Annotated in this window: 6 protein-coding genes and 7 pseudogenes; 8 read left to right on the top strand and 5 right to left on the bottom strand. The window is 60.9% G+C overall.

All coding sequences use genetic code 11. From position 1 onward, the window contains the following. On the top strand, positions 1-1,180 hold a 1,180-nt coding region (locus BFD71_RS36420), incomplete at its 5' end, for a dihydrolipoyl dehydrogenase family protein (protein ID WP_069269044.1). Between the two features lie 200 nt (positions 1,181-1,380). After that, a pseudogene (locus BFD71_RS39925) lies at positions 1,381-1,596 on the top strand (HTH-type transcriptional regulator ArgP); the annotation flags it as partial. Here BFD71_RS39925 and BFD71_RS39920 read toward each other — a convergent pair. Beyond that, positions 1,586-2,008 (bottom strand): annotated as a pseudogene (locus BFD71_RS39920) (helix-turn-helix domain-containing protein); the annotation flags it as partial. The pseudogenes BFD71_RS39925 and BFD71_RS39920 overlap by 11 nt on opposite strands. 217 nt (positions 2,009-2,225) lie before the next feature. Here BFD71_RS39920 and BFD71_RS36405 point away from each other — a divergent pair. Further along, on the top strand, positions 2,226-2,510 hold the full coding sequence (locus BFD71_RS36405; protein ID WP_069269038.1) for a type II toxin-antitoxin system Phd/YefM family antitoxin: 285 nt from the start codon (positions 2,226-2,228) through the stop codon (positions 2,508-2,510). Continuing rightward, positions 2,510-2,848 carry a type II toxin-antitoxin system RelE/ParE family toxin gene (locus BFD71_RS39915; protein WP_083245687.1) on the top strand — a complete coding sequence of 113 codons (339 nt, stop codon included), beginning with the start codon at positions 2,510-2,512 and terminating at the stop codon, positions 2,846-2,848. The genes BFD71_RS36405 and BFD71_RS39915 overlap by 1 nt, the downstream gene beginning before the upstream one ends. 285 nt (positions 2,849-3,133) lie before the next feature. Here the strand turns inward: BFD71_RS39915 and BFD71_RS42535 are convergent, their stop codons facing one another. The 3 genes from BFD71_RS42535 to BFD71_RS36385 form a co-directional block, all read right to left on the bottom strand. After that, positions 3,134-3,412: a hypothetical protein gene (locus BFD71_RS42535; RefSeq protein ID WP_069269037.1), complete on the bottom strand. Its 279-nt coding sequence runs from the start codon at positions 3,410-3,412 to the stop codon at positions 3,134-3,136. A gap of 855 nt (positions 3,413-4,267) precedes the next feature. Next, complete coding sequence (locus tag BFD71_RS36390; RefSeq protein ID WP_069269036.1) at positions 4,268-4,606, bottom strand: integration host factor subunit alpha; 339 nt, start codon at positions 4,604-4,606, stop codon at positions 4,268-4,270. Positions 4,607-4,738: 132 nt separating this feature from the next. Beyond that, the gene (locus tag BFD71_RS36385; RefSeq protein ID WP_069269035.1) at positions 4,739-5,167 is read right to left on the bottom strand and encodes a hypothetical protein; all 429 of its coding nucleotides are present in this window, start codon (positions 5,165-5,167) and stop codon (positions 4,739-4,741) included. A gap of 349 nt (positions 5,168-5,516) precedes the next feature. Between BFD71_RS36385 and BFD71_RS42975 the strand changes: the two are divergent. Both BFD71_RS42975 and BFD71_RS41075 read left to right on the top strand, forming a co-directional pair. Next, positions 5,517-5,805: pseudogene (locus BFD71_RS42975) on the top strand (DDE-type integrase/transposase/recombinase); the annotation flags it as partial. A 42-nt stretch (positions 5,806-5,847) separates the two neighbouring features. After that, positions 5,848-6,528: pseudogene (locus BFD71_RS41075) on the top strand (nucleoside transporter C-terminal domain-containing protein); the annotation flags it as partial. A gap of 10 nt (positions 6,529-6,538) precedes the next feature. Here the strand turns inward: BFD71_RS41075 and BFD71_RS36370 are convergent. Further along, positions 6,539-7,546 (bottom strand): annotated as a pseudogene (locus BFD71_RS36370) (IS630 family transposase). 229 nt (positions 7,547-7,775) lie between these two features. On the opposite strand from BFD71_RS36370, the pseudogene BFD71_RS36365 reads away from it, so the two are divergent. Together BFD71_RS36365 and BFD71_RS36360 are read left to right on the top strand one after the other, a co-directional pair. After that, positions 7,776-8,148, top strand: a pseudogene (locus BFD71_RS36365) (transposase); the annotation flags it as partial. 442 nt (positions 8,149-8,590) lie between these two features. After that, positions 8,591-14,028, top strand: a pseudogene (locus tag BFD71_RS36360) (AAA family ATPase). Positions 14,029-14,711: the final 683 nt, after the last annotated feature.

Below are 14,711 nucleotides of genomic sequence, written 5' to 3'. Positions count from 1 at the left end.
CAAGTTGCGCGACTTCAAGTCGGGCGTCGTCAAGAAGCTGACGGGCGGCCTCGCCGGCATGGCGAAGGCGCGCAAGGTCGAAGTCGTGACGGGCGTGGGCGCGTTCCTCGATCCGAACCACATGGAAGTGGTGGGCGAGAACGGCAAGAAGATCGTCAAGTTCAAGCAGGCGATCATCGCTGCGGGTTCGCAGGCCGTGAAACTGCCGTTCATGCCGGAAGATCCGCGCGTGGTCGATTCGACCGGCGCGCTGGAACTGCGTCAGATTCCGCAGGAGATGCTGGTGATCGGCGGCGGCATCATCGGTCTGGAAATGGCCACCGTCTACGCGACGCTCGGCGCGCAGATCGACGTCGTGGAAATGCTCGACGGTCTGATGGCCGGTGCGGACCGCGACCTCGTGAAGGTCTGGGAGAAGTACAACGCGAAGCGCTTCGCGAACGTCATGCTCAAGACCAGGACCACGAACGCCGAGGCGAAGGACGACGGCATCTATGTGTCGTTCGAGGGCGAAAAGGCGCCGGCCGAGCCGCAACGCTACGACCTCGTGCTGGTCGCCGTGGGCCGCTCGCCCAACGGCAAGAAGATCGGCGCGGACAAGGCGGGCGTAGCGGTGACGGACCGCGGCTTCATCGAAGTCGACAAGCAGATGCGCACCAACGTGCCGCACATCTTCGCGATCGGCGACGTGGTCGGCCAACCGATGCTCGCGCACAAGGCCGTGCATGAAGGCCACGTGGCGGCGGAAGCGGCGCACGGCGAGAAGGCGTACTTCGACGCGCTGCAGATTCCTTCGGTGGCCTACACCGATCCGGAAGTGGCGTGGGCCGGCAAGACCGAAGACCAGTGCAAGGCCGAAGGCATCAAGTACGGCAAGGCGGTGTTCCCGTGGGCCGCTTCGGGCCGCGCGATCGCCAACGGCCGCGACGAGGGCTTCACGAAGCTGATCTTCGACGAAGAGACGCATCGCGTGATCGGCGGCGGCATCGTCGGCCTGAACGCGGGCGACCTCATCAGCGAAGTCTGCCTCGCGGTGGAAATGGGCGCGGATGCGACCGACATCGGCAAGACGATTCACCCGCACCCGACGCTGGGCGAGTCAATCGGCATGGCCGCCGAGCTGTACGAGGGCGTCTGCACCGATGTGCCGCCGAAGCGCGGAAACGCAAGTCCCAAGTAAGTCTAGGTCTTGGTGGCGCTATCAACCGCGTGTTAACGACTGTTGATCTTCAGGGGCGCAGTACCGTCGCCGTCGAAATGATGGAGGAACTTATGGCGATTTCGGGAGTGTCGTTGAGACGTATGGTCCAGGACTGGCTGGCACCCGACCCGAGGAGAGGATTTCGAGTCAGCCATTACGGACGGTACGGGACGTTATGTTTCGCGCACGAATATTTCGCCGGTGGCCTGACCTTGCCGGGCGCGCTCAAGGCCACCGCCATCCTGTTTGACCGGAAGGACGCCCTGCATGACGTGTTCTTCCGTTCACATTTCGGTGTGACGGTCGGCCGGTACCCGAGGCACTATTTTCCTTCGCCGGTGGCGTTGCTCAATGCGATCCTAGACGATCTCGGCTATGGGCTGGTGCACGCCGTGCCCTTGGCTGATACACCTTCGGTGGCCGCTGCCGGCGAGGCACCCACAGTCCGGCGTCCGTCATGAGCTTCCTCACCGTTTCCTTCGCGAGCCGCAGGCCGTGGCATTCCCACAGCTTCTCGGCAGCCAGCGTCGGTCCAAAATCGGCATAGCGCTCACGGATGATGGTCAGCGCGCGCAACGCCAGGCCTTCGTCGAGCTTGCGGTTGCCTGGCCGTCCGCGTCGGCCCGAAGCCACACCGGCTGGTCCGTGCTCGCGATACCGGAGCACCAGCCGCTCGACCTGGCGCACGCTCAGGCCCAGCCGTTCAGCAGCGCGCCCAGGCTTCAAACCGGTTTCGGCCACCGCCTGGATCATCTTGAGTCGGTCTAGCTCTCGCATCGTTAGTGTCACCAGTTCGCCTGGTCGCATCGCCGGCTCCGTAGTTCGCACGAGCCGCCCAGCATGCCAGTGGTCAAAAACGCGACATCTGTAAATAGCCAGAACACGACATTAGGATATAGCTGCCACACATAAAACTGCGATAATGTTAATTATGTTAAATACGCCGGCTGCCAGCCTCGTAGCCGGTTGCGATGTGACCGATAACGGTCTATATTTAGTCCTATTAGACCCAACGGAGCGCCCCATGCACCTCGCCGATCACGTCAAGCCGATCAGCTACCTCAAAAGCGAAGCCGCCCAGATCGTCAAGGACCTCACCGACTCGGGAGAGCCGCTCATCATCACGCAGAACGGTGAAGCAAAACTCGTGGTCCAGGACGTGCGAACCTACGACGCGACCCAGCAGACCATCGCGCTGCTGAAGATCCTGGCCATCGGCCAGAAGCATATCGAGCGCGACGACCATGTCGACGGCGACGAATTCTTCGGGGAGCTCAACGAACTCGACCGCCAGGAAAAACTTCGCTGATGCCGGCCTCGCCGCTGAAGTACCGCGTCCTGCCGACCGCGCGGATCGGCATCGACGAGCTGAGAAGTTACATTGTCCGAACCTTCGGATGGGAGACCTGGCGTCAGACATCGGCGCAGATTCAGGAAACCATCACGCAGATTCGCCAGTATCCCAACAGTGGCCATATTCCTGCCGAACTCGAAGGCTTCGTCGATGAGCGTTTCCGGCAGGCCCTATGCGGCAGGAACCGGATCATCTACCAGGTGCGGGACGACACGGTTTTCATTCACCTCGTGGTCGATACGCGACGCGACCTGCCGGCCCTGCTCCAGAGGATCGTCCTTCGACTCATGTGAGCGTCAGGATGACGCAACAATTATCCGCCGGTGACGGCAATGACGACATCTTCGTCCTCCTGCCTTCCTGTAGATTATTGTGACCGTACCGGAATGCGGGAGCCCGGCCAGCGAGCCGGGGTTGTAGCGCAGTAGTGCCCGGGCGGACGCGGGATTCCTAATGGCCGTCGTTATCAGTTATCCCTCTTTGCCGCGGTGCAGCCCAGCGCCCTATTTTCGTTGCCTTTTCTTGCACCTGATATGCGCGACTGCCGTCGCGGTAGTCGTCATTCGGGACACCAGTATTCAGCCTCCGTCTTGCGGCATTGCGGAATCCGTCGCGGCGAACACTGGCCTGGGAACTCCGTCCCTGGCATCGCCGCCTGCGTTAGCCCCGGGTGCGCGATTTCGCCGCTCAACGCTGTCCGGATGCAGCACGTCGAGGACTGGCCGCCCCCTTTCCGTCAGGTGCGCGCGACGCCTGCCCACGGAGCCGTGTTCCAGCATCACCAGTTGCCGTTCGAGGAGCGCGTCCAGTTCGGCGCGGTTCATGTCGAGCTGATCCGCTGCGTGGCGAACCAGCATCAGGGTTGCAAATTCGTGTGGACTGAGCGTTGACTTCTCCCGTCAAGAATGGAACCGTGAACCGGGGCACGGTGCGGAAAAAAGAAACTTGCTGAATAGCCGACGCGGGCATTGCTACCCTGCAGAGGGGCGTCTTCACCCGGATGATTCCTGTCGCCTCGTTGATCTCCTTGCCCGTCGCCGGATTGCGTGCCAATTCCATCCGCTGGGCGATCAAAACAACGGGACTGGTTGACTGAGCCCCGTCCCTCAAAGGCTGTCTCGCGCCGCCGTCAGGGTGCCTTGCCTGTTTTCCCACCGACTTCTCCCGTTTTTTATGAAGGCTCTCCATCTTCCCTTCGTGCGCCTCCACTTGAAAACGTCACGTTCCTGTACTGTGGCCGAAAACCGGCCGGGATGTACTTGCCTGTCCTGACAGGGGCGGTGCAATACGTTCGCATTTCTGGGGGGGAGTTTCACGCGCCGAAGCAGTGGCGATCAGTCTTCAGTGCGCCTGCCGGGTCATGCCTTCAGCCAAGGGCGGCGTTGCGCGTGCGCGCCACCCCCGCTGCCTTGCTGGGTAAGACCCGATGGCCTCAGGCGTGCTGCCGCCCAGCATCACCGAAGCGAACGTGCCGTCGCGGTACACCATGAGTGCGTGCGCTGTGGCACCCGGCCTGCCCGGTACGCTTCCACGAGCCCAAGGTAGCGCTCAAGCGTGGCGCCGAGCTCAGACGGGTTTCGTCCGGCTGCCAGTCATTGATGCTGCCCCACCACCGGGTCGTTGCACCGTCAATGAACGCGATCACCCACACAACGGTTCGCCTCAGCACGGGGCTGCCCGAATCAGCGCGACCTGGGGGGATCTTTCATTCTTCATGCGTCATCCCGCTCCACGCGCGCCTGCAGCTGCGCGCTGGCGCGAAACTTTACGATGCGGCGTGCCGCAATGGGCGCAGCGACGCCGGTCTGCGGATTGCGTCCGGGGCGCGGTGGCTTGTCACGCAACGCAAAGACCCCGAACCCGGCAAGCTTGACCGTTTCGCCGGCAGCCAGCGTGGCGCGTAGGGTCTCGAAAAACGCCTCGATCATTTCAGTCGCCTCCTCCCGGCTTAGCCCCGCACGATCACACAGCGCCGCGATCAGATCAGCTTTCCTGAACGTGCGAGTGCGCGCCGCGTCGGCCGTCCGCATGACGGGCCAGTCGCGCTTCATCGACTTGCTTCGGACTTGAGTTGGCCCGGCCGCGCCGGACGGCTCATTCGCTCCGGCTCGGGCTGAGCGAGCAGTGGATTGGCTGCATGCCCGGGGCGACTTGAAGACAAAACCCCGCGGAACCCATCGCTGCTACTTCGTGCCTGCACTGCAGCAATAGGCGAGCAGGAATGTAGGAATCCCGGGCGTCTCTGCCACGATCGTGCGGATGTCCTTGTTGAGCTTGGCCATCGCTGCGGACACATAGTCGGGAGCCGGCAACTTGTCCGTATTGAAGTCGTGGACAGCCACAACAATGGCCTTGTTGTCTGCCGTCATGGGGTGGGCAAGAGCCCGATCTTGTTCCGAAAACCTTTGCTCGCGCATTGCGACAGCACCGACTCGCCCCACGCAACAGCCGTGGGTGCCTGACATCACGTGAATTGTATGCCCGTCGCCCTTTAGCCCCGCAGCGATCTCCTCAACAGCCGCCGCGACGTCCCTTACGTTGCATTCTCCATGGAACCCCCAAATTTGCACAGCACCAAGGGTGTCATCGGTAATTTTTGCGAGCTCTGCCATATAAATTTACGAAGGAGATATTGGAAACGCGATGTGATGCACCGCCTAACATCAGCAAGGTGCCGAACCATTCCTGAGCAGCTAGTGGCTCAACGACCATACCTGATCCTACTGATTTAAGAGGTGCCGCCCACTACTCTGAATCAATCTTTCAACCGTTGGCGAGCCCGCTTGGTTACCGCACACTGCCCGCGCGAGATAAAAGTTTCGCCTCCTAGGGGGAGAGACACAAGACAATTAACATCAAAATAATTGATATGCAGTTCAGCCAGAACAAACTGTGTGGAGCAGCAGTTTTTTTCATGCGGCCCAGTGCAAACATTTCCACTGGCCGCCCCGGCAAGAGCTGGCGGTGGACGAGACGTACGCCAAGGTGCGTGGCCAGTGGAAATACCTTTATCGCGCTGCGGACAAGGCCGGAAAGACGGTGGATTTCCCAAATACCTGAACAACGTTGTCGAACAGGACCATCGCTCCATCAAACGGATTGTCAAACCCATGATGGGCTTCAAGGATTTTCGTTGCGCCCGCATCATCCTGCCTGGCATCGAGTGATGCATATGATCAGGAAGGGGCAGATGAAAGCCGCTGGGATCCAGTTGACTGCTGCCGAGCAATTTTATTCGCTGGCCATGTAAGTAATCCTCATCATATCGGGGCTTTCTCGTCCCGCCAACCTGATCGCGACAGAGCCTCTGATCGCGGCGTCTTTCATGGCGGGACCGGGCGGTATTCTTTTCGGGAAGATAATCTGCCCGGTTACCGAGATGAATCACAATGAAGTCGACTCACTGGAGTTCGATAAGAAGCTAGCTGCCAACGTCATCGATGCAGTTGCCGCGGGCGGTGCTGTTGGCGTGAAGATCGCAATGCACGTGGCGGCGATGCTGATCACTTTCATTGGTCTCATTGCCCTGCTCAATAACATGGTCTCAGGCATCGCAACCTTCATCGGGTTCCACGATGTAACCTTGCAGTCGCTGCTTGGGCTACTCTTCTTACCACTTGCGTGGCTGATCGGCGCACCTTGACACGACGCATCGATCGCCAGAAACTTCATTGGCGTGAAATTGATCTTGAACGAGTATGTTGCTTATACAGGTTTGGCACCGTACCTGCAAACTACAGCTCAGGTTGCCGCAAGCGGGCTGCAAATCTTGACGCCTAAAACATTGGCGATTGTCTCATTCGCATTGTGCGGGTTCGCCAATTTTTCCTCGATCGCAATCTTGACCGGTAGCTTCGGCGCGATCAACCCGGACATCCGCGGACGCGTCGGCCGATATGGTCTGCGGGCGCTGACTGCGGCCACTTTGTCGAACCTGATGAGCGCGACCATTGCTGGCCTTTTCGTCTCGCTAGTCAACTGCGTCATTGAAATGGCACTCGTCGAATTCGCCGCGATGGATCGCCGTACTTCCATTTAATCGGCTTGGGATTCTTGTTGTGCTCGCGGATACAGCGCATCAGCTTGCGCTCCAGATCCTTTACCGTGGTGAAGATGCCTCACGCAATCACGTCGCGCTGGATGCGCGAGAACCAGTTCTCCACCTGATTGAGCCAAGAGGTATAGGTCGGCGTGTAGTGCAACCGCACGTTTCGGTGTTGCCGCAGGAACTCTTGCACGCGCGGGGTCTTGTGGCTGCTGACGTTGTCGCAGATCATATGGATCTCTTGTTTGGGCCGCTGGCTAACGTCGGCGAGAAAGGCCACGAACTGCTCGCTAGTATGGCGCGGCGCCGTCTTGCCGATGACTTCCCCCGTCGTCGTGTTGAGCGCGGCGATCAGGCTCAGCGTGCCGTTGCGCTTGTATTCGATGCCGTGGCTCTCGGCGCGTCCGGGTGACAGCGGCAGCATCCGGTCTTTACGATCCAGGGCCTGAATGACCGTCTTCGCATCTACGCAGAACATCGCCGCGCGTGCGGGCGGGTTCAGATACAGCCCGATCACGTCTGCCGCCTTGGTCTCGAAGTCAGGATCATTTGAAACCATGTGCGTATCGAGCCGATGGGGCCGCACGCCGTGCTTTCGCCAGATGCGCTGAATCGTCGAGGCACCCACATCGCCCAAAGCAGCAGCAAGCTTATAACTGCTCCAATGCGTCGAGCCGTCCGCAGGTCGATGCTTGAGCGTGAGATTCAGAACCCGCGCCTCCAGCTTGTCAGGCGGATGCACCGGAGCTCGTCCCGGATGGCGCGCGTACAGGCCTGCCAGCCGCTCGGCCAGGAACCGGCTCGACCAACGACTAATGAAGCGGGAGTCACAGCGCAGCCGCCGCATGATCGCCTCACGTGTCTCTCCGTCGTCAAGCATCAGGATCAACCGGGCACGCCGCGTGTCCGCTGCGCGCACCGTTTGGCTACGAGCCGCCGACAGCAATTGTTTGCGCTCAAGCGGGACTAGTGAGTCGCGCGATCACGTCGTAGGCATTGGGTTCGTCAGTCGTGGCGGCCTCACGCGACAAAGTGATGGAGCGCTCGAGACAGGTGGATCAGTTTATAGCTTCCCTAACAGGCTGTTGAATTTGGATCCCGTGTAAACGGGGTTTGAGGGACGAGCGTTATGGATATCGTGTTCATGATCTTTGGTAGCGGATGCGACGCGCGGAATGGATGAGATGCAGGGTCAAGCTGGAGGACCTCGTCCCGGCAGATCACCCATTGCGACCGATCCGGTTGCTGGTGAATGATGCGTTGAAACGACTCAACGGGCTGTTCAGCGTCATCTATGCGGACACCGGCCGTGTCTCGATTGCGCCTGAGAAGCTGATGCGGGCGCTGCTGTTGCAGGTGTTCTACTCAGTGCGCAGCGAGCGCATGCTGATGGAGCAGATGCGCTACAACCTGCTGTTCCGCTGGTTTGTCGGGCTGGGGATTGAGGTCGCCGTGTGGGACCACTCGGTGTTCTCGAAGAACCGCGACCGGTTGCTGGAGCATGAAGTCGTGGAAGCGTTCTTCACCGAAGTCATGAGCCTAGCGGACAATTGTAACAACGTAGTCCGTCGACGTCGCCGGGGCTGACGCGCCTCGGTGCGTTACCGTGCTACGCGCCGCCGGGTACTGGTCTTTCTCAATCAGAAGCCGGTCGACGCCGTAGACGTGAACGACTTGATACCGGGGCTGGCGACGACGTAGTCGATAGCCCTCATCGAGCCCCTTCAGGTTCCGCCGTTGGAAGGGACGGCTGTGTCGACCAAGGCCGCGCCACATGGGCTAGCTAGCCAATAAATGAAAGTACTGATTCGGCTCCAGCACGGCCGACTTGAGGCGGTTGTAGAGGAGAACGCCTGGCTCTACACGCGTTGCTGACTCCACAGATGTTGCCGTGTAGTGTGCTTGAAGGGCACGTCCGCCGCTGTATGAGCAGACGAATGAGTTGCCTCTCTTGATTGACGGGCACGAGCGCGACGATAAACTACGTCAGATGAACTCCCTACACGGTACCGACGTAAATCGCGCAAGCATACTGCGGGAGGATGGTGAGCTCACGCTCTACCGGGTCCAGCCCACCGGCGGCACCGGCAGTGTGCTGGTGGTACGTCCCGCCGACGAACATCCCCCAACCGCCCTTCTCGAACGCCTCGCTCACGAGTTCGCGCTGAAGGACGTACTCAACAGTGGGCAGCGCGCCCTTTGAAGCTGGTGCGCGATGACGCACGGATGGTACTAGTGCTCGAGGATCCGCTTGGCGAACTGCTCGAGCGGCAAATCGGCGGACCTGGCGAGGTGGGACATGTGTTGTCCCTCGCTGTGGGCATTGCAGCGGCGCTGGGTAAAGTCCATCAGCACGGCCTCGTGCATAAGGACATCAAACCCGCGCATATTCTGGTGGACTGCGTCGACGGCCACGTGCGGCTCACTGGCTTTGGCAGCGCCTCTCGACGCACGTATGAACGGCAATCGCCGGAACCGCCGGAAACGATCGTCGGTACCCTCGCCTATATGGCGCCCGAGCAGACTGGGCGGATGAGCCGCTCGATCGATTCGCGCAGCGACCTCTACGCATTCGGAGTCACGCTCTATCAGATGCTCACAGGAACCCTGCCGTTCACCGCGGCCGACCCGATGGAGTGGGTACATTGCCATGTTGCACGCAACCCGGTACCGCCCGGCGCGCGGGTAGCAAGTGTGCCGGCTGTCGTCTCGGAACTTGTCATGAAGCTGCTCGCCAAGACTCCCGAGGAACGCTATCAGACTGCGGCCGGTGTCGAGCATGATCTGCGGCGGTGCCTGTCCGATTGGCAGCGCCAGCACCACATCGATGCCTTCGTGCTGGGCGAACGTGACACATCCGACAAGCTTCGCATCCCCGAGAAGCTTTACGGGCGCGAGCGCGCGATAGAGGCCATGGTCGCTGCGTTCGAGCGCGTCGTCACGAGCGGCACGCCTGGGCTGGTGCTGGTGTCCGGCTATTCCGGCATCGGCAAGTCCGCAGTCGTCAACCAATTGCACAGGGCGCTTGTACCGCCGCGGGGGCTGTTCGCGTCGGGCAAGTTCGACCAGTACAAACGCGACATACCGTACTCGACACTGGTGCAAGCCTTTCAGGGGCTGGTGCGACCGCTCCTTGGCAAGCACGACAGGGAACTGGCCATCTGGCGCGACACGTTGATCGGGGCACTAGGGCCGAATGCGCGCCTTATGACCGAACTGATCCCGGAACTGAAGCTCATCATCGGCGATCCGCCACCCGTCCCGGAACTCGAACCTCACGAGGAGCGACGCCGCTTCAAGCTCGTTTTCCGGCGCTTCATCGGTGTCTTCGCCCAACGTGAACATCCGCTGGCCCTGTTTCTCGATGACCTGCAATGGCTCGACGCCGCGACGCTGGACCTAGTGGAAGATCTCCTCACCCGGCCAGACCAGCGATACCTGATGCTGATCGGCGCCTACCGCGCAAATGAAGTTGATGCTGAGCATCCACTAATGCGCAAACTTCAAACCGTCAGGACCACAGGCGCAAGGCTCGACGAAATTGCCCTTGAGCCGCTCGCCCGCGAGCACGTGGAGCAACTGATTGCCGAAACACTTTGCTGCGAGCGTGAACGCGCCGCACCGCTTGCCGCGCTCGTGCATGAGAAAACGGCCGGCAATCCGTTTTTTGTGATCCAGTTCGTGCACACGCTTGCTGATGTCGATCTGGTCACCTTCGACCATGACACGACCTGCTGGCGCTGGGATCTGCCCAGCATTCACAGCAAGGGATATACCGACAACGTGGTGGACCTGATGGTCGCGAAGCTCGCACGCTTGCCCATCGAAACGCAGCGCGCGTTGCAACAGCTCGCCTGCCTTGGCAACGCCGCCCCCGTCGCGATGTTACCGAAGGTTTTGGGGGTCTCCAGGCAGGCGGTCCGGGCGCTACTGCAGCCAGCGGTCGATCAAGGGCTGGTCGAGCAACTGGAACTTGCCTACCGGTTCGCACACGACCGCGTACAGGAAGCGGCGTATTCATTGATCCCGGAGCACTCGCGCGCCGGCGTCCACCTGCGTATCGGACGCCTGCTCGCGGCGCTAACGCCCGCTGACAAACGTGAAGCGGCGATCTTCGAGATCGTTACACAACTGAACCGTGGCGCAGCGCTGGTGACCTCCCGGCAAGAGCGTGAGCAGCTGGCCGGGTTCAACCTGAGCGCCGGCCAGCGGGCAAAAGCGTCAACAGCCTATGCATCGGCGCTCACCTATCTGAGCGCCGGTGCGGACCTCATGCGGGACGATTGTTGGGAACGCAGGCGCGATCTGGTCTTTGCGCTGCAGTTGAACCTTGCCGAATGCGAATTCCTCACCGGCCGGTTATCGGTCGCGCAAGAGCGACTATCCGTGCTATCAAGCCGTGCCAGGACCACGGTCGAACAGGCGCAGGTCACGTGTCTGCAAATGGATGTCTATCTGACCCTCGACCAAAGTGGTCACGCAGTCGACGTCTGTCTCGAGCATCTCCGGCGCGTTGGTATCGACTGGTTAGCGCATCCGGAAGAGAGCGACGTACAACAGGAGTACGAAAGCATCCGGTCACGGCTCGGCGGCAGGACGATCGGGACGCTCATCGATCTGCCTCTGATGAAGGACCTGCCGTCTCTCGCGACCGCCAACGTGCTGAGCAAGCTCCAGAGGCCGGCCTGGTTCTTTGACGCGAACCTGGCTTCCCTGGCCATATGCAAGCTGATCAGCCTTAGCCTGGAGCATGGCAACTGCGATGCGTCGTGTTTTGCGTATGTCATGTTCCCGCGGATTGCTGGACCACGCTTTGGCGATTACCTCGCTGGAATCCAGTTTGGCCAGCTTGGCTTCGATCTGGTCGAGCTCCGTGGGCTCAAACGCTTCGAGGCGGTGACATATCTCTGCTTCGCCCTGTATGTCGTGCGCTGGACAAAACATGTGTGCGCTAGTAGCGAGGTGCTGCGCCGCGCATTCGAAGCAGCGAGCCGGATCGGCGACGTCCCGTCTGGCGCCTATACGTGCTGCCATATCGTATCAGACCTGCTTTTCGCCGGTGCACCATTGATCGAGGTCGAGCGCGAAGCCGAACGGGGCCTCGCGTTCGCCAGCAAGGCGCATTTCGGTCTTGTCGTAGATAACATCACTACGCAACTCGCGCTGATCCGGATGCTCCGGGGCTCGACGCTGAAATTCGGTCACTTTGACGACGACGAATTTAACGAACTTCGTATGGAACAGCATTTGTCCGGAAACCCCGCGCTCGCAACGGCCGCGTGCTGGTACTGGATCCGGAAACTGCAGGCACGATTCCTTGCAGGCGACCATGTGGCCGCCATCAACGCGGCGTTGATGGCGCAGCAGCTACTGTGGAGTTCGTCATTGCACCTGGAGGAAAGCGAATACCATTTCTTCGGTGCACTGGCACGGGCCGCACATTGTGACCGTGCCCCGGCCGCGGAGCGACAGCAGCACCACGACGCGATCGCCGCACATCGCCGGCAGCTGGAGATCTGGGCAGAGAACTGTCCGGAGAATTTTGCAACCCGTGCGGCGCTGGTGGGCGCCGAGTTGGCTCGCCTGAACGGCTGCGATGTCGAAGCAATGCGTCTCTACGAAGAGGCCATGCGCTCGGCGCGTACACATGGCTTCGTACACAACGAAGCACTTGCCAATGAACTCGCGTCAGGCTTCTACGCGGCGCGCGGCTTCGACAGGATTGCCCGCGTGTATTTGCAGGACGCACGCCGGGGCTACCAACGCTGGGGTGCCGAAGGCAAGGTACGCCAACTTGAAGCGCTGTATCCGCTTCTCGGGGACGAAGAGCGAGCGCCCGGCCCGGGCAGCACGATCGGCACCCCCGTTGAACACCTCGACCTTGCTACTGTCATTAAGGTGTCGCAGGCCGTTTCCGGAGAGATCGTCCTGGACAAGCTGATCGATATGGTCATGCGCACTGCGATCGAACAGGCGGGCGCCGAGCGAGGATTGCTGATTCTTCCAGACGCGGGCGGACAAAGGATAGCCGCGGAAGCCAAAATCGCGGGGGACACACTCCGCGTGCAACTACGCGATGACCCCGCGAGCCCCACCGTGATACCCGAGTCGGTCCTCTATCATGTGTTGCGAACGGGCCAGAGCGTCATTCTCGACGATGCCACACGCTCGTCCGCGTTCGCTGCAGATGCCTACATCCTCCAGCATCGAGCCCGCTCAATTGTGTGTCTGCCCCTGACGAATCAGGCCAGGCTTATGGGCGCCCTGTACCTCGAAAACAACCTAGTCACCCGTGCCTTCTCGCCAGCGCGAATTGGTGTGCTGCGGCTGCTCGCGTCGCAAGCGGCAACCTCGATCGAGAATACCCGACTGTACCGCGACCTGAAGGAGCGCGAGGCCCGGATCCGGCGACTCGTCGACGCCAATATCATCGGCATCATTGTGTGGAACGCAGAGGGCGACATCCTTGAGGCCAATGAGGCATTCCTGCGCATGGTGGGATATGACCGCGAGGATCTTGTTTCAGGTCGTCTGCCCTGGCGAGACCTGACCCCAGTGGAGTGGCGCGAAAGCAGCGAACGGGCTCTTGCGCAGATCGGGCACCAGGGAGGCATTCAGCCGACCGAAAAAGAATACTTCAGGAAGGATGGGAGTCGTGTGCCCGTCCTGGTCGGCCGCGCGGCATTCGACGGCAGTGGGAAGGAAGGCGTCGCGTTCGTGATCGATCTGACGGTGCTCAAGGAGGCGGAGCGCCGCCTGCGCGAGTCCTATGAGATGCTGCGGGAACTCACGTCACATCGCGAAATGGCTCGCGAGGAAGAGCGCAAGCACATCGCGCGTGAAATGCACGACGAACTTGGACAGCACCTCACCGCGCTTCGCCTGCAGGCGTCGGCATTACGTATGCAACTGGGCAACGATCGCCCGGAACTGGTCGAGCAGACGCAGGCGCTGATTGCGCTGGTGGACAAAACCATGCAGGTCGTCAGGGGCGTCATCGCGGCGCTGCGCCCTGCGGCACTCGACACCGGCATTGCAGCGGGGCTCGAGTGGCTCGCGGCCGAGTTCAACCGAAACGGTCGCACGGTATGCCGCCTGCACTTGCCCGACGAGAATATCGTCGTGAGCGAGCCCTGCGCTGTCGTGCTGTTCCGTCTCGTTCAGGAAGCGCTGACCAATGTCGCCCGCCACGCAGCGGCGCCCCATGTGGTCATCATGCTGGAGCGGACAGGGGACTGCTGTCTGCTCGAAGTGCGCGACGACGGTCGAGGATTCGATGTTCAGCCGGCCAAAAAGGGTTCATTCGGACTCGCGGGCATGGAAGAACGCGTTCTGATGCTGGGCGGTCAGATCAACGTTATCAGTTCGCCGGGAGCCGGCACGACAATCAAGGTGAAACTTCCGGACCATCCGGCCGCATCGACATAGCCGTGGCATCGTGGACGCGTATTCGACATGCACCCTTCCACGACCGACAACCCGGGGCGGCCATGTCTACACGGTCGCACGGGCACTCCCCCCGCACGCCCGCCGTCGTGCCCGGGCGCGCGAGTCGCCCGTCGCGGACATCGCCGGTATCAGGCCAACGGCAAAGTCGTCTTGATCGAAGTGTCGGCCGCAACCGATTAGCCGAACCCGAATCCGGCCGCGCAGACGCTCCTGCTTCAATCGCGTACCCGCGCGCTGCCCCGGGTCGCAGCGAACCTGTGGACAATCAAGGCGCCCACTCGGTACGGTGGAGGGAGGCAAGGCCTGGTTTTCGCGAAATTGCTTTGCTTTCCGCGAAATATGCACTGCAAAACGCAAGCTCGCCATTTTCGGCGATAATTCGCGCTTCGCGGTTTGCAATCTGGACGACGCAGTTTTCTCCCCACTGCTCGCGCACCGATGCAAGCCACTGGCGTTGTCTGCGTGTGAGATAGAACGGCCAGAGATCCCGCCTGTCCCCGTTGGGCTATTGTCGAAAGCGAAAGGCCACCTCGCATCTCTTCGTCATGTGTTCCCGTCCCGCCATTGGCAATGAGGGGTTTGTGCGACCGGGACCCTCGTCAGAGTAGCCGACAGACCACGTTCGCCTTTAGTCCCGCATCGGCTATCCTTTCTGGCACGCC

Source organism: Paraburkholderia nodosa (genome assembly GCF_001718195.1).
Lineage (GTDB): Bacteria > Pseudomonadota > Gammaproteobacteria > Burkholderiales > Burkholderiaceae > Paraburkholderia > Paraburkholderia nodosa_A.
Note: the sequence above shows the minus strand (reverse complement) of the source record. Positions and strands in the feature narration are given on the sequence as shown.